This is a genomic window from Streptomyces sp. NPDC015242 (assembly GCF_043079125.1).
GTDB lineage: Bacteria > Actinomycetota > Actinomycetes > Streptomycetales > Streptomycetaceae > Streptomyces.
This window is the reverse complement of the sequence record NZ_JBIBUF010000006.1, coordinates 237,368-254,234: the sequence shown is the minus strand read 5'-3', so window position 1 is coordinate 254,234 and position 16,867 is coordinate 237,368. Positions and strand designations below refer to the sequence as shown.

Sequence of the window (16,867 nt, the reverse complement as noted above, 5' to 3'; positions counted from 1 at the left end):
GGTGCCGCCAATGTGCTGCACCGGCCCCGGGCCGTCAAGAGGTGAAGCCAGGTGGGGTAAAAGGTGCTGACGGGTGCGCGTCCTGAACCGGGCTCGGCGCAGGGGGAGTTGAGGTCCGTGGCCGGGTGGGGCGGCAGGCAGGTGAGTGATCCGGTCCGGTACGGCGGTCGCAGGTGTGGAGAATCTGTGTGGGTCCCGGCGGTGCCGGGGTGCCGAGAGCGGGCGAAGCGCCCATTGCGGATGCCGCAGCACGCCCGCCAGGGCGGGGAGTTGGCCGGAATACGCTCCCGTGGGGCACGGTCCGCGCCCTCAAGTGCCCACCGAAAAGCGGACATTCACGCCGCGAGGAGCCCCGGAGTGCTCCTGCACCCGGCATATGCAGGCCCGGCATGGCCGGATTTCCCTATCACTCCTTCGGGCAGCGGCGCCTACTTCGCGACGACATCGCGCCTTCGCCCCGGAAACCAGCTCGAGCGATCGGTTCGGCCCACCGGGTGACTAGCATGGCGCTCCTAGGTCGGAGGGCGCTGTCCAGTCGGCGCTCCAGTGCGTGACCTGCGGCCGTCCCATGTCGGTCGAACCATGCCTCCTTCTCTCCACGACCGGGGGACCGCGAACATGTCAGTGCCTGCACCGCCCAGTCAGCACCGGCCGGCGACGTCACCGAGGACCTCGCCGACCGCGCCCCTGGCCGTGCTGACGGTGAGTGCCGCGGCGGCGGCCGGTGTGGCGGCGGCGGCTCCGGACCGGGCGCGGGCATGGACGCTCGGCGCTATCGCCGGCGGCTGGCTGTGCCTGGCCGTCACCGTCCTCGTCAGCACCCTGCTGATCCGCAGGGCCCGCCGCTCGGCGGCACAGAGCCTCGCCGAGGCCGACCGGCACATGGCCCAGTGGGCGCAGGTCTCCGCCGAGACCGGCCACCTGGTGAACGTCACGCTGCCCGCGATCGCGAGCCGGTTGCGGGACGGCGTGCGCGCGAACGACGTCCTGGCCACGGCGACGCCCCCGTCGGACCCGCAGCTGCGCCGTCTCCTGCACACCTTCGCCTCCGCCATGGACGAGACCACGCAGTACGCGGCCGCCCTGGACACCAAGTGCGAGAACCACCGGCGGGAACTCGAAGAGGCCGCCGCGGAGGCGGAACGGCTCACCGCGGACACCCTGCCCACCGCCGTCGCCCGGCTGCGCGAGGGCCAGCCGGCCGACACGGTCCTCACCGCGCTCGACTGGCCGCGGTCCCCGCTGCTGCGCGCGCCCGTGGAGTCCTTCGTGCGGGAGCTCGCCCTGAGTGAACGCCGGGCCGCCGCCGCGCAGGCCGCCTCGGCGAAGGCCCTCAGCCGGGTGCAGGCCAAGGCCGTCAGCATGCTGGCCGACCTGCGGGACATGCAGGAGCGGTACGGCGAGGAGGTCTTCGGCGACCTGCTCAGGCTCGACCACGCCACCTCGCAGCTCGGTCTGATGACCGACCGGCTCGCCCTGCTCATGGGAGGCCGTTCCAGCCGCGCGTGGAACAAGCCGATCGTGATGGAGAGCATCCTGCGCGGCGCGGTCGGCCGGATCGCCGCCTACCAGCGCGTGCGGCTGCACTGCTCGACCACGGCGGCGATCTCCGGGTTCGCCGCAGAGGGCGTGATGCACCTGCTCGCCGAACTCACCGACAACGCCGCCAACTTCTCCCCGCCGATCGACGAGGTCCACGTCTACGTCGAGGAGCGCAGCGCCGGGATCGTCGTCACCATCGAGGACAGCGGCCTGAAGATGGCCGCCGCCGCGATGCGGCGGGCCGAGGAGGCGGTGTCCGGGCGCGTGACCGACCTCGCCTCACTGCAGGGCACGCGGCTGGGCCTCGCGGTCGTCGGACGGCTCGCCGTCAAGTACGGCATCAGCGTCAACTACCGCCCGTCGTCGCGGGGCGGCACCGGCGTCGTCGTCCTGATCCCGCCGCAGCTGCTCGCGCAGCGGCGCGAACCGGCGCCCGCGCAGACCCTGCGGGGAACCGCCGCCGCGGTACCGACGCCCGGCCCCGCCGCCGCGGAGCCCAGGCCCGCCCCCGCCGCCGCGGAGCCCGCGCCCGGCCCGGCCCTCCCGGCGCCCGGGTCCGACGCCGCCGTACGGGCACCCGAGCCGGAACCGCACGCGCGGCCCGCCGCCCCGGAACGGCACGCGGCCCGCGCCGAGACGCCCGAGCCGACCCGCGCACGCCCGCACGAACCCGCCGCGGACGGACCCGCGCCGGACGGGCCCACGCCCAACGGTCTGCCCGTCCGCACCCCCGGACGCGCCATGGCCCAGGCGGAACGCGAGCGCGAGCAGCGCCGCGGCCCCGCGCGGCCCGCCCCGGCCGGGGAAGGCCGTGCCCCCGCGCGCGACGCGGGCTCCAGCTTCGGCGCCTTCCACCGCGGGCGCCTGAGCGGACGGGACACCGGCCGGACGGACGCCCGGCCCGAAGGGGAGCCGGAAGCGCCGACCGCCCCGTGATCCCCCGCCTCGTCTTCCGGCGCCGTGCACACGGCGCCCCTTCCCTCGCCTGAGTTCGTGAGATTGGAGGAACGGGCCGGTGACCGGTCACCCGGACACCACCGTCCCACTACCCACCATGCAGACCACCGACAACAGCCTCACCTGGCTACTGCAGTCCCTGCTGGAGCGCACACCGGGGACCCGGCACGCCCTGGTGCTGTCCCGGGACGGCCTGAAGCTGTGCTGGACCGAGCACCTGACACAGGACCAGGCCGACCAGCTGGCGGCGATCTGCTCCGGCATGCAGGCCCTCGCCCAGGGCGCCTCTGTCGAGTTCGGTGACGGCACCGGCGGCGTCCGCCACTCGATGACCGAGTTCCACGGCGGCCTGCTGTTCATCGTGGAGGCCGGCGAGGGAGCCCATCTCGCGGTCGTCGCCGAACAGAACGCCGACCCCGGTGTGGTCGGCCATCAGATGACCGAGCTCGTCGAGCAGATCGGCGACCATCTGCGTGCCGAGCCACGCCAGAGCGCCGCGGGGAGCGCCGGCTCGTGATCCGCAGGCCCGTGGACACCGGTGACCCCGACCGGCTCTACACGGTCACCGGCGGACGCAGCCGCGCGGACGACGAGTTCGACCTGGTCACCCTGATCGTCAGCGAATCCGAGCCGACGACCGGCATGCAGTCCGAACACGCCCGGATCCTCGAACTGTGCCGGCACCCCACGGCCCTCGTGGAGATCGCGGCGGAACTCAAGCTGCCGATCACGGTGGTCCGGATCCTGCTCGGCGACCTGCTCGCCACGGGCCGCATCACCGCCCGCCACCCCCGCGCGGCCCGGTCCGCCACCTCGCTCCCCGACTCCGCCCTTCTCAAGGAGGTGCTCCATGGGCTCCGCAACCTCTGAGCTGCCCTCCCGACGCACACCCCTGGCCGACGCCGCCGAGACCGGCCTGAAGATCGTCATCGTGGGCGGGTTCGGGGTCGGCAAGACCACCCTGGTCCGCTCGGTCAGCGAGATCCGGCCCCTCAACACCGAAGAGGTGATGACCCAGGCCGGCATGGGCGTCGACGACACCCGGCAGATCGCCGGGAAGACGACCACCACGGTGGCGTTCGACTTCGGTCGCATCAGCCTCAGCGAGACCATGGTGCTCTACCTGTTCGGCGCGCCCGGGCAGGAACGCTTCTGGTTCCTGTGGGACCGCCTGTTCTCCGGCACCCTCGGCGCGGTCGTCCTGGTCGACACCCGCCGCATGGACGACTCCTGGTACGCCATCGACCGGCTGGAACACCACGGGACACCGTTCGTGGTGGCCGTGAACCGGTTCGACGGCGACTCCGCGCGCCACTCCCTGGAGGAGATCCGGCAGGCCCTCGCCCTGCCCGGCCACGTGCCGATGATCGACTGCGACGCCCGGGTGCGGCAGTCCGGCAAGGACGTCCTGATCACCCTCGTGGACCACCTCTACGCACTGGCCACGGCCCAGGAGGCGACACTGTGACCGGCACCGGACCCTCTTCCGCCGACACCCCGCCCCCCGGCTGCCCCGCCCATCCGGGCGCGGTGCGCCTGGGCGGACTGGAGTACCAGCAGACGCCGTCCCAGCTCTACCGCACCCTGCGCCGGGAGCACGGACCCATCGCGCCCGTCCTGCTCGACGGGGACATCCCCGCCTGGCTGGTGCTCGGCTACGCCGAGGTCAGCTACGTCACCAGCCACGACGAGCTGTTCGCGCGGGACTCCCGGCGCTGGAACCAGTGGCCGAACATCCCCGAGGACTGGCCGCTGCTGCCGTTCGTCGGCTACCAGCCCTCCGTGCTGTTCACCGAGGGCGAGGAACACCAGCGGCGCGCCGGGGTGATCACCGAGGCCCTGGAGGGCGTGGACCAGTTCGAGCTGGCCCGGGACTGCCAGACCATCGCCGACGAGCTCATCTCCTCCTTCGCGGGCAGCGGCCGGGCGGAGCTGATGAGCGCCTACGCGCACACGCTGCCGGCCCGGGCCGTGGTGCAGATGTGCGGCATGCCGCTGGGCGGCGAGGACACCCACCGGCTCGTGGACGACCTGCGGATCTCCCTGGACGCGGCCGAGGGCGAGGACCCGATCGCCGCCTACGGCCGGGTGGGCGCCCGGCTGACCCAGCTGGTGAAGGAGAAGCGGGAACGCCCGGGCCCGGACGTGACCACCCGGATGCTGCAGCACCCGGCGGGACTGACGGACGAGGAGATCGTCCAGGACCTCATCTCCGTGATCGCGGCGGCCCAGCAGCCCACGGCCAACTGGATCTGCAACACGCTGCGGCTGCTGCTCACCGACGAGCGCTTCGCGCTGAACGTCTCGGGCGGGCGGCTCAGCGTGGGCGAGGCGCTCAACGAGGTGCTGTGGCTGGACACGCCCACACAGAACTTCATCGGCCGCTGGGCCGTGCGGGACACCCAGCTCGGCGGCCGGCGGATCGAGGCCGGCGACTGCCTGGTGCTGGGCCTGGCCGCGGCCAACACCGACCCGCAGATCTGGCCGGAGTCACACGTCGGCGCGGAGAACGCCGCGCACCTGTCCTTCAGCAACGGCGAGCACCGCTGCCCCTACCCGGCACCCCTGCTGGCGGACGTCATGGCGCGCACGGCCGTCGAGACCCTGCTGGAGCGGCTGCCGGACCTGGTGCTGGCGGTGGAGCCGGAAGAACTGACCTGGCGTCCGTCGATCTGGATGCGGGGCCTGACGGCGCTGCCCGTGGAGTTCACCCCCGTCGTGCAGTAGGGCGGCGCGCCCGGGGCCCCGGTGCCGGGACCCCGGGCGTCACCGGGGGCCGTCAGGAGGCGACCGGTGTGAACCGGACGGGCAGGCTCTGCGGGCCACGGGTGAAGACGCCCTGCTCGACCGGGTCGAAGCCGTCGGCGAGCCGGATGTCGGGCATGGCGTCCAGCAGCTGGTTCATGCCGATCTCCACCTCCGCCTTGGCCAGCAGGGCGCCCACGCAGAAGTGCCGGCCCAGGGCGAAGGCGAGGTGGTCGGCGGCGGCCGAGAAGGCGTTCTTCGTGGTGAGGTCCTCGCGGAAGATGTCGAACCGGTCCGGCTCCGCGAAGCGGCTCGCGTCCCGGTTGGCGGCCCCGATCAGGCACGTCACGGTGACCCCGGCGGGTATGGTGCCGCCGCTCAGCTCCACCTCCGTCGCCGACTGGCGCATGATCATGTGCACCGGCGGGGTGTAGCGCAGCGTCTCCGCGAACGCCCGCGGGATCAGCGAGCGGTCCCGCTGCACGGCGGCGAGCTGGTCGGGGTGGAGCAGCAGATTCGCGAAGATCCCGGCGATCGCCTTGTCGGTGGTCTCCCCGCCCGCGGCGAGCAGCAGACTGCAGAACGCCTTGATGTCCTCGTCGCTCATCCGCACGCCGTCCACCTCGGCCGCGCACAGCGTGGAGAGCAGGTCGTCACCGAGGTGCTCCCTGCGCCGGCGGATGATCGGCAGCATGTACTCGGCGAACTCCACCCGGGTCCGTTCCCCCGCCGCCGTCACCTCCGGGTCGCCCGAGAGGTTGCCGAGGAAGGCGATGACCGAGGTGTACCAGCGGTGGAAGCGGGCGTGGTCGGCCTTGTCCAGGCCCAGCATGTCCGCGATCACGTTGACCGGGAAGCGCGTCGCGTAGTCGGTGACCAGGTCCGCGGAGCCCTGGTGGCGGAAGGCGTCGATCAGCTCGCGGGAGTTGCGCTCGATCACCGGCAGGAACTTCCGCTCCAGGTCGCTGCCCCGGAAGGCCGGGGCGACCAGGGCCCGCCGCACGGCGTGCTCCCGGCCGCTGAGCTGCAGGATCGTCCTGCCGTGCACCGGCTCGATCTGCCAGTCGTAGTTGTCGGTGGTGAACTGGCCTTCCTTGTCCTTGAAGACCCGCTCGACGTCCTCGTAGCGCGAGATGATGTAGCTCTGCGTCGCCTCGTGCCAGATGAGGGGAGCGCTCTCACGCATCACGCGATAGGCGGGGTAGGGGTCGGCGGCGAACTCGGGCGAGAGGATGTCGGGGACCTGCTGCGCGGTGGACACGGGGCTCCCAGAAGTCGGTAACGGGTGTACCGCACAAGGTTATTGATCATTCGTCATACGCGACAGGGGGCCGCCCGGTCCGCCGCCGGACGCACCGGGCCCGGCCGGTGCGCGCCCCGCCCGGTCCCGTCGGTCCGGTCCGGTTCGCGCCGCGCTGTTGAACGGGGGCATGTGGGGGCACTCGGGACCCACGACCCGCTCGAGGCAGCAGGAGGTATCCGTGGCCGTACGCCATCACCTGATCCGCGTTCCCCCGAGCGCCGTGTGGGACGTCCTCGCCGACGGCAACCGCTACGGGGAGTGGGTGGTGGGGACCTCCGAGTCCCACCCGGTCCGCGGGAACTGGCCGCACAAGAACGCCGCGATCCGCTACCGCGTCCGGCTCGGTCCGGTGCACCTGGACAACGAGACGACCGTCCGCCTGTGCGAGGAGGGCACCCGGCTGGAGCTGGAGGCCCACGCCGGCGCGCTCGGCACCGCGCGCATCGCCATCGAGCTGCGGCCCTGGGGCGAGCACTGCCTGGTCATCGTGGACGAGCACCCCCTGCGCGGCGCGGGCGGCCGGCTGCACAACGTCGGCTTCGAGGCGCTGATCCAGCTGCGCCACCGCGCCATGCTGGCCCGGCTCGCCCGCCTGTGCGAGGAAGAGGCCGGCGTCGGGAACGCCGCGGGCGGGCGCCGCGCCCTGGGCCAGGTCACCGTGTCCGACGCGGACGGGGGCCGCCATGCCTGACGCCGTGGTGATCGGCGCGGGACCCAACGGCCTGGTGGCCGCGAACCTCCTGGCGGACGCCGGGTGGAGTGTCGAGGTGGTGGAGGAGCAGCCCGAGCCGGGCGGCGCCGTGCGCCACGACCGGGGCGTGGACCCCGCCTTCGTCAACGACCTGTTCAGCTCCTTCTACCCCCTCGCCGCCGCCTCGCCCGTCCTGGCCTCCCTGCGCCTGCAGGACCACGGGCTGGCCTGGAGCCACGCGCCCAGCGTGCTGGCCCACCCCCTCACCGACGGCAGCTGCGCCGTCCTGGACCGGAACGTCGACGCCACCGCCGCGTCCCTGGACGCCTTCGACCCGGCCGACGGCGACGCCTGGCGGCGGCTGCACGACGTGTGGGAAGGACTGCGCCCCGACCTGCTGGACGCCCTGTTCACGCCGTTCCCGCCGGTCCGCGCGACGGCCCGGCTGGCCCGGCGGCTGCGCGCGGCGGGCGGCCTGCGCATGGCCCGCTCCCTGGTGCTGCCGGTGCGCCGCCTGGGGGAGGAGGAGTTCCGCGGCGAGGGCGGCCGGCTGCTGCTGGCCGGCAACGCCCTGCACGCCGACCTCGCCCCCGAGTCGTCGGGCAGCGGCGGCTTCGGCTGGCTGATGGCCATGCTGGGGCAGACGTACGGCTTCCCGGTCCCGGCGGGCGGCTCCGGGGCGCTGACCTCGGCCCTGGTGCGCCGCCTGGAGAGCCTGGGCGGGCGGGTGCGCTGCGGGCAGCGCGTCGAGCGGGTCGTGGTCCGCGGCGGGCGGGCCGTGGGGGTGCGCACGGCGGCCGGTGACGCGGTACCCGCACGCCGGGCGGTGCTCGCGGACGTCTCGGTGCCCGCCCTGTACGGCGAGCTGGTCGAGCCCGAGCACCTGCCCGCCCAGGTCCTGGAGGACCTGCGGCGCTTCCAGTGGGACTTCGCCACCTTCAAGGTCGACTGGGCGCTGGACGGCCCGGTGCCCTGGCGGGCCGGGCAGGCGGCCGGGGCCGGGACCGTGCACCTGGCCGACGGCATGGACGAGCTCACCCGTTTCGCCGCCCAGATCGCCATGCGGCAGGTCCCGGACCGCCCCTTCGTGATCTTCGGCCAGATGACCACCTCCGACGCCGGCCGCTCCCCGCGGGGGACCGAGTCGGCCTGGGCCTACACCCACATCCCGCACGAGATCCGGGCCGACGCGGGCGACGAGGGCATCACCGGCGACTGGACCGCCAAGGACCGGGAGCTGATGGCCGACCGCGTCGAACGCCAGGTGGAGCGGTTCGCGCCCGGCTTCCGTGACCTGATCCGGGCCCGCCGCGTCCTGGCGCCCCCGACGCTGGAGGCCATGGACGGCAATCTGGTGGGCGGCGCCATCAACGGCGGGACGACCGCCATGCACCAGCAGCTCGTCTTCCGCCCCCTGCCCGGCACCGGCCGCCCGGAGACCCCGGTGCGCGGCCTGTACCTCGCCTCCTCGGGCGCCCATCCGGGCGGCGGGGTGCACGGCGCGCCCGGGGCCAACGCCGCCCGGGCCGCCCTGCGCCGCAACGTGCCGCCCGGCCTGGCCCGGGCGCAACGGCTCCTGGCCCGCCGCGACCGCACCGGAACCAGGCGCTGAAGCCGTAACCCAGCGAGTCGGAAGGAGGGCGGCCCGTGCACAGCAGTCCGCTCGCCGGCCGCACGGTCGTCGTCACCGGGGCCGCCCGTGGGGTGGGTGCCGCGCTGGCCCGTGAGGTGTCCCGGCGCGGCGCCCGCGTGGCGCTGCTCGGGCACGAGCAGGCCGCCCTGGAGGAGGTGGCCGCGTCCCTGCCGGGTCCGGCGCTGGCCGTGCGGGCCGACGTCACCGACCTGCCCGCCCTCCGGGCGGCGGCCCGTACCGTGCGCGACGGTCTCGGCCGCCCCTCGGCGGTGGTGGCGAACGCCGGGGTCGCCGAGGGCGGCGCCTTTCTGGACACCGACCCCGACCTGTGGCGGCGGGTGATCGACGTCAACCTCACCGGCAGCGCCCACACGGCCCGGGCGTTCCTGCCGGACCTCCTCGGCACCGCGGGCTACTTCCTCCAGGTCGCCTCCCTGGCGTCCATCGGGGCGGCCCCGCTGATGAGCGCCTACTGCGCCTCCAAGGCGGGCGTCGAGGCGTTCACGCACGCCCTGCGCGCGGAGGTGGCGCACCGGGGCGTGGGCGTCGGCATCGCGTACCTCACCTGGACGGACACCGACATGATCCGCGACGCGGACCGCTACGACGTCCTGCGGGAGCTGCGCGCCCACATGCCCCCGCCGGCCCGCCGCGTGTACCCCGTGGACGTGGTGGCCGCCCGCATGGCCCGGTGCCTGGAGCGCCGCCGCACGGCGGTGTACGTGCCCGGCTGGCTGCGGCTGACGCAGCCGGTGCGCGCGGCCCTGCCGCCGGTGGTGCTGCGCGTGGCCCGGCGCGAACTGCCCCGCCTGGAGGCCACCGACCTGGTCCGCCGCACCGGCCTGCTCGGCGCGGGCGGCCGCGCCGACAGCACGGCGGCGAAGCCCCGGCGGTGAGGACGCGTGCGCGGGGCGGGTGCTGGTCGGCGGGCCGGGGGGGCGGTCCACGGGCCCTGGCCGGTGCGTATGGCTGCCGGCCGGCGGCGCGGGGAGGGCCGCCTGGCCGGGGCTGGTGCGTATGACGGGCAGGGGCCGGCGCCCCGGCCGGGCCTGTGGGCATGGCGGGCACGGGCCGGTGGCACCGACGGGCCGTCCCGGTTGAAGCCCGGGCGCATGGCGGACACTGGTCAGCAGGGAAGGGAGGCCGACCGTGCTGACCGGAGTCCGAGAGCAACTGGGCCAGGCCCTGTTCCGCCGGGTCGCGGGCCCCGGCGGGCCGCAGACGCGCGCCCGCATCCACCACACCCCCGGGCCGCGCTGGTTCGGGCCCGACCGGCCGATCCGGACGGTCCACGGCGACGCCTCCATGTTCATCGGCGGGCTGACGGCGCTGCTGCTGCAGTCCCTGCACCCCCTCGCGATGGCGGCGGTCGCCGGGCACTCCGGCTACCGCGGTGACCCGTGGGGCCGCCTGCAGCGCACCAGCACCTTCCTGGCCGTGACCACCTACGGCACCGCCGAGGACGCGCGGCGGGCCGTCGAGCACGTACGCGGCATCCACGAACGGATCCGCGGCACCACCGCCGAGGGCGAGCCGTACCACGCGGCCGACCCGCACCTGCTCGCCTGGGTGCACGCCGCCGAGACGGACAGCTTCCTGCGCGCCCACGAACGCTACGGGGCCCGGCCCCTGGACGCCGCCGGCTACGACGCCTACGTCGCCGACACCGCCCGCGTCGCCGAGGCCCTGGGCGCCGAGGACCCGCCGCGCGACCGCCGCGAGCTGGCCGGGCGGCTGACCGCCTACCGGCCCGAACTGCGGGCCACGCCCGAGGCCCGTGCCGCCGCCCGCTTCCTCCTCTTCCAGCCGCCCCTGCCCCTGGCCGTGCGGCCCTTCTACGGGGGCCTGGTCGCCAACGCCGTCACGCTGCTCCCGCCCTGGGCGCGCGCCATGCTGTGGCTGCCGCGGGTGCCGCTCGTCGAGTCCCTCGCCGTCCGCCCCACCGGGCAGGCGCTGACCCGGACCATCCGCTGGGCGATGGCCCCCGGCCGGGAGACGTCAGGGCCGCCACCCCAGCGCACGTGAGATCCCCCGGGCCGCCAGCCGCACCGCCGGGACCAGCACCGGGACCCGCGCGTCCGCGTGGGGGACCACGACGGACACGGCGGCGGTGACGGCACCGTCCGGCCCGCGGACGGGGGCGGCCACCGACAGGGCGTCCTCCGTCACCTGGCGGTCGCTCACGGCGACCCCCGACCGCCGCACCTCGGCCAGAACGCGCCGCAGCCGGGCCGGGGCCGTGATGGTGTACGGCGTGAAGGAGACGAGTTCGCCCGCGCAGTACTCGTCCTGGAGTTCCGGGCCGCCGTGCGCCAGCAGGACGAGCCCGACCCCCGTGGCGTGCAGGGGCCAGCGGGCGCCGACGCGGATGTGCACCCCGACCGCGGAACGCCCCGACAGCCACTCGGTGTAGACGACGTCCCGGCCGTCCCGTACGGCCAGCTGCACGTTCTCGTGCGTCGCCTCGTACAGGTCCTCCAGATACGGCAGGGCGATCTGCCGCAGGGCGAGCCCGCGCGGGGCCAGCGCGGCGAGCTCCCACAGCCGCAGCCCCACGTGGTAGGCGCCGGAGTCGTCCCGTTCCAGGGCGCCCCACTCGGTGAGCGCCCCGACCAGCCGGTGCGTGGTGGTCAGGCTCAGCCCGGCCCGCCGGCTGATGTCCGTCAGGCTCAGGGCCGGATGCTCGTGGTCGAAGGCCGCGAGCACGGACAGCAGCCGGCCGGACGCGGTCCGGGCGGTCATGGCCGGGCGTCTGAGGGGTGGGCGAGGTCGTGGGGACGGGGGTAGGCGGCCGGACGGTAGGGGACGAAGCGGGGCGCGGCCGCCGGATCCGCCTGCCGGGCGCGGGAGTTGAGCGCACCGGACGAGGCGTCCCAGCGGCCGGTGTCCAGGCGGTGTTCCAGGGTGCGCAGGGCGGCCAGCGTCTCGCCCGTGGTGAACGTGCAGTGGCCGGGGCCGTCGACGTACGCCTGCCGCAGCAGGTGCGCGGAGCCCGCCGCACCCGCCGCCCGCCGGTGGGCGCTCTCGGCCTCCACCGGGATCAGTGCGTCTCCGGTCGTGTGGATGTTCAGCTGCGGGTCGGTGAGCCGGCCCGAGAGCACGCTGGTGTTCCGCATCCACCGCACGGCAGGCGGGTCGGCGGGGACCCGGGGCGCCCGGTCCAGGGCCGACAGGTCGGTACGCAAGGACAGTCCCGCCTCCTTGTAGAGCTCGGTCACCTCTTTGTACAGCGGCGACCGGGCCAGCAGGGCGGTGTAGTCGACGCCGGTGTTCCAGGACGGGTTCCCGCCCGCCCGGGCCTCGGCCTCCTGCCGCCAGCTGAACGCGGGCATCTGCAGCAACCCCCGCACGGCGGTGTACTGGTTGGCCTGGCGCGCCTGCCAGTCGGTGGGGCCTGGTTCGGGCTGGGACGGGTCGTTGTGGCCCGGGATGCCGTGCAGGGCGGCGGCGAGGGCGATGCGGGCCCGGCCTTCCGGAGTGCGCTGGGCGGCCTCCACCTTCGAGGTGAGGGAGGTGGCCGCGGCGACCGCCTCCGCCTGGTCGGCGAAGCCCGCGAGCCGGATGCCGGAGCCGGGCGCGAGCAGGGTGCGCAGCGCGAACACCGGGTCCAGGGTGCTGTTCCAGTTGGCCACACCGCCCTGCACCAGCCCGCACATCGACACCGAACCGTCGAACCGGGCGGCGTGCCGCTCGGCGAGCACGGTGGTGACGAAGCCGCCGTACGACGTGCCCCAGGCGAGGGTGCGCCGGGCCGCCCCGAACCTCTCGGTGAACAGCTCCAGCGTGGCGAGCTGGTCGGGCACGGCCTCGGTGACGGCCCAGCCGGTCGTCGCGTAGGAGGAGCCGATCAGCGCGTACCCCTCGGCGAGCAGGGTGTCGCGCACGGCCGGACCGGGCGTGTTCCGGGCCGGGTTGGGGGCGCCGGCCGGGGTGTAGCCGTGGCTGTAGAGCAGCACCGTGCCGTTCCAGGACGCCGGGACGTCCATCACGTACGCGGCTCCCGAGGGGAGCCTGCCCTCCAGGCGGGTGTCGTCCAGGGCAGCGGCCCGCGCGGGCAGGGCGGTCGCCGCGAGGCAGAGGCAGGCGGTCAGCAGGGCGAGGCGGATCCTCAACGGGGGGTCCCTTCCAGGGCGGGGGCGGTGGCGGGGGAGTCCAGGGCGTCCGTGTGGGTCTCGCGCAGCCGCCACACGGTGAGGGCGGTGATCGCGGCGCCCGCGCACAGCAGCAGGGACACCGGGGTGCTGCCGCCGCCGGCCGAGGCGACGAGACTGCCGGCGATCAGCGGGGAGAACCCGGCGCCGATCAGGGTCGCGCCCTGGTAGCCGAGGGAGGCGCCGGTGTAGCGGACCCGGGTGCCGAACATCTCGGTGAGCAGGGCGCCCAGCGGCCCGTACATCGTCGACTGGGCGACGCCGTGGCCGAGGGCGAGCGCGAGGATCAGCAGTCCCGGGGAGCCGGAGTCGACCAGCGCCAGCACGGGGAAGGCGAGCGCGGCCGAGGCGACGGCACCGGCGAGGACCACGGGCCTGCGCCCGACCCGGTCCGACAGCGCGGACGCGGCGGGCAGCACGGCGAGGGCCACGCAGGAGGCGACGGTCACCGCGGTCAGCACCTGCGGGCGGGTGTACCCCTGGTCGACGGCGTAGGAGATCATGAAGCTGGTCAGCAGCGACTGGGCGGTGAAGGCGCCGATGCCCACACAGGCGGCGAGCAGCACGGGCTTCGGGCGGCGCAGAACCTCCAGGATCGGCGGCCGGTCCGCCGGCTCCCTGCGCACCTGCGCGAACAGCGGGCTCTCGGCGACCCGCAGCCGCACGAACAGCCCGACGGCCAGCAGCACGATGCTCAGCAGGAACGGCACGCGCCAGCCCCAGGAGCGGAACTGCTCGTCCGGCAGGGCGGCGACGAGGGTGACGACACCGGCCGACAGCACGGACCCGAGCGGGGCGCCGAGCTGGGTGAAGCTCGACCACAGGCCGCGCCGGGAGCCCTGGGCGTGCTCGGCGTGCTCCACGACCATGAGCATGGCGCCGCCCCACTCGCCGCCGATCGCCAGGCCCTGCACCACGCGCAGGGCGACCAGCAGCACCGGAGCCCAGACGCCGATCGCGTCGTAGGTCGGCAGCAGGCCGATGAGGAAGCTGCCCGCCCCCATGAGCACCATGGTCAGCAGCATCATCGACTTGCGGCCGAGCCGGTCGCCGAAGTGGCCGAAGACGATGCCGCCGAGGGGGCGGGCGAGGTAGCCCGCGGCGAACGTGCCGAAGGCCGCGACGGTGCCGACGGCCGGATCGGCGCGGGGGAAGAACAGGTCGCCGAAGACGAGCGCGGCGACCGTGCCGTAGACGAGGAAGTCGTAGAACTCGACGGTCGTGCCCAGCAGGCCGGACGCGGCCACGCGGCGCAACTGCCGTGGATCGGGGGCGGGTCGGCCGGGCTGGGTGGCTGACGGGGATGACTGCACGGTGGGCTCCCTGGGGACGGGGCGCGGTTGGCCGTGAAGTTATGCATCCATCATGCAGCCGTCAATCATTTGCACAACATCAGTGGGGGCCGGTCAGGTCAGGCCGTCCTCCGCGATCCGCAGCAGCAGCGCGTGCAGCGTCGCGCGTTCGGCAGGGTCCAGCGGGCCCAGCAGTTCGCCGGTCACGCGCAGGCCGGCCTCGTCGGTGTCGCGCAGGAACGCGCGCCCGGCCCCGGTCAGGACGACGATCCGGCTGCGGCGGTCGTCGGGGGAGGGGCGGCGCTCGGCGAAGCCCAGCTTCTCCAGGTCGTCGACCAGGCCGACGATCGCGCTCGGGTCGTAGCCGAGCCGGGTGCTCAACTCCCTCTGCAACGCGCCCTCGGTGGTCGCGAGGAAGCGCAGCACCGCGTAATGGCGCAGGCGCAGGCCCGACTCCTGCAGGCAGGCGTTGAAGAGCTGCCCCGAGCGCAGGCCCAGGCGGTACAGCAGGTAGCCCGTGTCGGCGTGCAGTCCCCGCATCCAGGGCTCGTCCGCGTCGATGGGCTTCGGGGTGGCGTTCTGGCGTGTGATGGCGGGCTCCCTGTGCTCGGTGCGTCCTGGAGATTCCAGCATCCCGCACCCATGGATCACAACAACTATTGACAACAACAATTATTGCTCTTAGCTTCGATCTCGCACGCCGACCCGTGCGCCCGCACCGAACCCCCGTGTGAAGGGATCCCCCGTGCCCAGCATCGATCTCTCCGGCAAGGCCGCCGTCGTCACCGGCGGCGGCCGGGGCCTCGGCCTCGCCTACGCCCACGCCCTGGCCGCCCACGGCGCGTCCGTCGTCGTCAACGACATCGACGAGGCGGTGGCCGCGGCGGCCGTGAAGTCCATCGAGGAGGCGGGCGGCAGGGCCGTCGCCGAGGTCGTCCCGGTCGGCACCTCGGAGGCCGCCGAGCGGCTGGTGAACCGGGCCGTCGAGGAGTTCGGGCGACTGGACGTCCTGGTCACCAACGCGGGCATCCTGCGCGACAAGGTGCTGTGGAAGATGTCCGACGAGGACTTCGACGCGGTGATCACGACCCACCTCAGGGGCACCTTCACCTGTGCCCGTGCCGCCGCCGTGCGGATGCGCGAGCAGGGCGAGGGCGGCACGCTGATCCTGGTCGGCTCCCCGGCCGGCCAGCGCGGCAACTTCGGCCAGACGAACTACGCCGCCGCCAAGGCCGGCATCGCCGCCATGGCCCGCACCTGGTCGATGGAGCTGGGCCGGGCGGGCATCACCGTCAACGCGGTCGTGCCGGTCGCCGCGACCGCGATGACCGAGACCATCCCCGCCTTCGCCCCGTACGTCGACGCGATGCGGAACGGCGAGCCGCTGCCCGGCTTCCTGCGCAAGGGCGAGGGCTTCGGCACCCCCGAGGACTGCGCGGCCCTGGTGCCCTTCCTCGCCTCCGAGGCCGCGCGCGGCGTGACCGGCCAGTGCATCGGCATCGGCGGCGACAAGGTGGCACTCTGGTCGCATCCGCAGGAGATCAGGGCGGCCTACGCCGACGGCGGCTGGACCCCCGGCGCCCTCGCGGACGCCTGGTCCACCTCGGTCGGGGCCGAACTCCAGTCGGTCGGCATCCCGGCGCCCCGGCTCCCGGAGGCGTGATGTCCCGCTCCATGAAGGTCGAGGACCTGGTCGCGATCGACGTCCACACCCACGCGGAGGTGTCGTCGAAGGGGCACTCCTCCCTGGACGACGACCTGCACGACGCCTCCTCCGCCTACTTCAAGGTCGAGGGCGAGCGGAAGCCGACCCTTCAGGAGACGGCCGCCTACTACCGCGAGCGGAACATGGCCGCCGTGATCTTCACGGTCGACGCCGAGTCCGCCACCGGCACCCCGCCCGTGCCGAACGAGGAGGTCGCCGAGGCGGCCGCCGCCAACGCCGACGTCCTCATCCCCTTCGCCTCCGTCGACCCCTTCCGGGGCAGGGCGGGCGTGAAGCAGGCCCGGCGGCTGGTCGAGGAGTACGGGGTGAAGGGCTTCAAGTTCCACCCCAGCATCCAGGGGTTCTTCCCCAACGACCGCGCCGTCGCCTACGGCCTGTACGAGGTGATCGAGGAGACGGGCGCGATCGCCCTCTTCCACACCGGGCAGACCGGCATCGGCGCCGGCCTCCCCGGCGGGGGCGGCATCCGGCTGAAGTACTCCAACCCGCTCCACGTCGACGACGTGGCGGCCGACTTCCCGCACCTGAAGATCATCCTGGCGCACCCGTCCTTCCCCTGGCAGGACGAGGCGCTGGCCGTCGCCACGCACAAGCCGGGCGTGCACATCGACCTGTCCGGCTGGTCCCCGAAGTACTTCCCGCCGCAGCTCGTGCAGTACGCCAACACCCTGCTGAGGGACAAGGTCCTCTTCGGCTCCGACTTCCCCGTCCTCACCCCCGACCGCTGGCTCGCCGACTTCGGCAAGCTGACGATCAAGGAGGAGGTCCGGCCGAAGATCCTCAAGGAGAACGCCGCCCGCCTGCTCGGGCTGGCCACACCATAAGGG

The 16,867-nt window shown here is 74.2% G+C and carries 16 protein-coding genes; 11 read left to right on the top strand and 5 right to left on the bottom strand.

The features are described from left to right. Nucleotides 1–618: 618 nt before the first annotated feature. The 5 genes from ACF07N_RS21705 to ACF07N_RS21685 all read left to right on the top strand — a co-directional run bounded on the left by ACF07N_RS21705 (nucleotide 619) and on the right by ACF07N_RS21685 (nucleotide 5,226). Nucleotides 619–2,478, top strand: coding sequence for an ATP-binding protein (locus tag ACF07N_RS21705; protein WP_392115320.1), 1,860 nt, complete (start codon nucleotides 619–621; stop codon nucleotides 2,476–2,478). A 118-nt stretch (nucleotides 2,479–2,596) separates the two neighbouring features. Then, a complete protein-coding gene (locus ACF07N_RS21700; RefSeq protein WP_362287250.1) occupies nucleotides 2,597–3,016 on the top strand; it encodes a roadblock/LC7 domain-containing protein in 420 nt (139 codons plus the stop codon). Then, on the top strand, nucleotides 3,013–3,369 hold the full coding sequence (locus ACF07N_RS21695) for a DUF742 domain-containing protein (protein WP_383321459.1): 357 nt from the start codon (nucleotides 3,013–3,015) through the stop codon (nucleotides 3,367–3,369). Before ACF07N_RS21700 ends, ACF07N_RS21695 begins: the two co-directional genes overlap by 4 nt. Next, the gene (locus tag ACF07N_RS21690) at nucleotides 3,350–3,967 is read left to right on the top strand and encodes an ATP/GTP-binding protein (protein WP_392115316.1); all 618 of its coding nucleotides are present in this window, start codon (nucleotides 3,350–3,352) and stop codon (nucleotides 3,965–3,967) included. The genes ACF07N_RS21695 and ACF07N_RS21690 overlap by 20 nt, the downstream gene beginning before the upstream one ends. Further along, nucleotides 3,964–5,226, top strand: a complete 1,263-nt coding sequence (locus ACF07N_RS21685; RefSeq protein ID WP_383321453.1) for a cytochrome P450 — start codon at nucleotides 3,964–3,966, stop codon at nucleotides 5,224–5,226. The genes ACF07N_RS21690 and ACF07N_RS21685 overlap by 4 nt, the downstream gene beginning before the upstream one ends. Nucleotides 5,227–5,278: 52 nt before the next feature. Here ACF07N_RS21685 and ACF07N_RS21680 read toward each other — a convergent pair whose 3' ends face one another. Continuing rightward, nucleotides 5,279–6,505 carry a cytochrome P450 gene (locus ACF07N_RS21680; protein ID WP_383321450.1) on the bottom strand — a complete coding sequence of 409 codons (1,227 nt, stop codon included), beginning with the start codon at nucleotides 6,503–6,505 and terminating at the stop codon, nucleotides 5,279–5,281. A gap of 220 nt (nucleotides 6,506–6,725) precedes the next feature. Between ACF07N_RS21680 and ACF07N_RS21675 the strand changes: the two genes are divergently transcribed. The 4 genes from ACF07N_RS21675 to ACF07N_RS21660 all read left to right on the top strand — a co-directional run bounded on the left by ACF07N_RS21675 (nucleotide 6,726) and on the right by ACF07N_RS21660 (nucleotide 10,896). Further along, a complete protein-coding gene (locus tag ACF07N_RS21675; RefSeq protein ID WP_383321447.1) occupies nucleotides 6,726–7,238 on the top strand; it encodes an SRPBCC family protein in 513 nt (170 codons plus the stop codon). Continuing rightward, the gene (locus ACF07N_RS21670; RefSeq protein ID WP_392115312.1) at nucleotides 7,231–8,850 is read left to right on the top strand and encodes a phytoene desaturase family protein; all 1,620 of its coding nucleotides are present in this window, start codon (nucleotides 7,231–7,233) and stop codon (nucleotides 8,848–8,850) included. Before ACF07N_RS21675 ends, ACF07N_RS21670 begins: the two co-directional genes overlap by 8 nt. A gap of 35 nt (nucleotides 8,851–8,885) precedes the next feature. Then, on the top strand, nucleotides 8,886–9,767 hold the full coding sequence (locus ACF07N_RS21665; RefSeq protein WP_392115309.1) for an SDR family oxidoreductase: 882 nt from the start codon (nucleotides 8,886–8,888) through the stop codon (nucleotides 9,765–9,767). Between the two features lie 253 nt (nucleotides 9,768–10,020). Then, nucleotides 10,021–10,896, top strand: coding sequence for an oxygenase MpaB family protein (locus tag ACF07N_RS21660; protein WP_392115306.1), 876 nt, complete (start codon nucleotides 10,021–10,023; stop codon nucleotides 10,894–10,896). Here ACF07N_RS21660 and ACF07N_RS21655 read toward each other — a convergent pair. The 4 genes from ACF07N_RS21655 to ACF07N_RS21640 form a co-directional block, all read right to left on the bottom strand. Continuing rightward, nucleotides 10,870–11,613, bottom strand: a complete 744-nt coding sequence (locus ACF07N_RS21655) for an IclR family transcriptional regulator (protein ID WP_383580494.1) — start codon at nucleotides 11,611–11,613, stop codon at nucleotides 10,870–10,872. The two genes, ACF07N_RS21660 and ACF07N_RS21655, sit on opposite strands and share 27 nt — an antisense overlap. Then, nucleotides 11,610–12,983 (bottom strand): alpha/beta hydrolase family protein, encoded by a 1,374-nt coding sequence (locus ACF07N_RS21650; RefSeq protein ID WP_392115302.1) that lies wholly within the window; start codon nucleotides 12,981–12,983, stop codon nucleotides 11,610–11,612. Before ACF07N_RS21650 ends, ACF07N_RS21655 begins: the two co-directional genes overlap by 4 nt. Further along, a complete protein-coding gene (locus tag ACF07N_RS21645) occupies nucleotides 12,980–14,335 on the bottom strand; it encodes an MFS transporter (protein WP_392115299.1) in 1,356 nt (451 codons plus the stop codon). The genes ACF07N_RS21650 and ACF07N_RS21645 overlap by 4 nt, the downstream gene beginning before the upstream one ends. 93 nt (nucleotides 14,336–14,428) lie before the next feature. Then, nucleotides 14,429–14,947 (bottom strand): MarR family winged helix-turn-helix transcriptional regulator, encoded by a 519-nt coding sequence (locus tag ACF07N_RS21640; RefSeq protein ID WP_392115296.1) that lies wholly within the window; start codon nucleotides 14,945–14,947, stop codon nucleotides 14,429–14,431. Between the two features lie 112 nt (nucleotides 14,948–15,059). Here ACF07N_RS21640 and ACF07N_RS21635 point away from each other — a divergent pair, with 112 nt between their 5' ends. After that, nucleotides 15,060–15,977 carry an SDR family NAD(P)-dependent oxidoreductase gene (locus tag ACF07N_RS21635; protein WP_392115293.1) on the top strand — a complete coding sequence of 306 codons (918 nt, stop codon included), beginning with the start codon at nucleotides 15,060–15,062 and terminating at the stop codon, nucleotides 15,975–15,977. An 11-nt stretch (nucleotides 15,978–15,988) separates the two neighbouring features. Beyond that, nucleotides 15,989–16,864: an amidohydrolase family protein gene (locus ACF07N_RS21630; protein ID WP_392115852.1), complete on the top strand. Its 876-nt coding sequence runs from the start codon at nucleotides 15,989–15,991 to the stop codon at nucleotides 16,862–16,864. The last annotated feature ends 3 nt before the right edge of the window (nucleotides 16,865–16,867 follow it).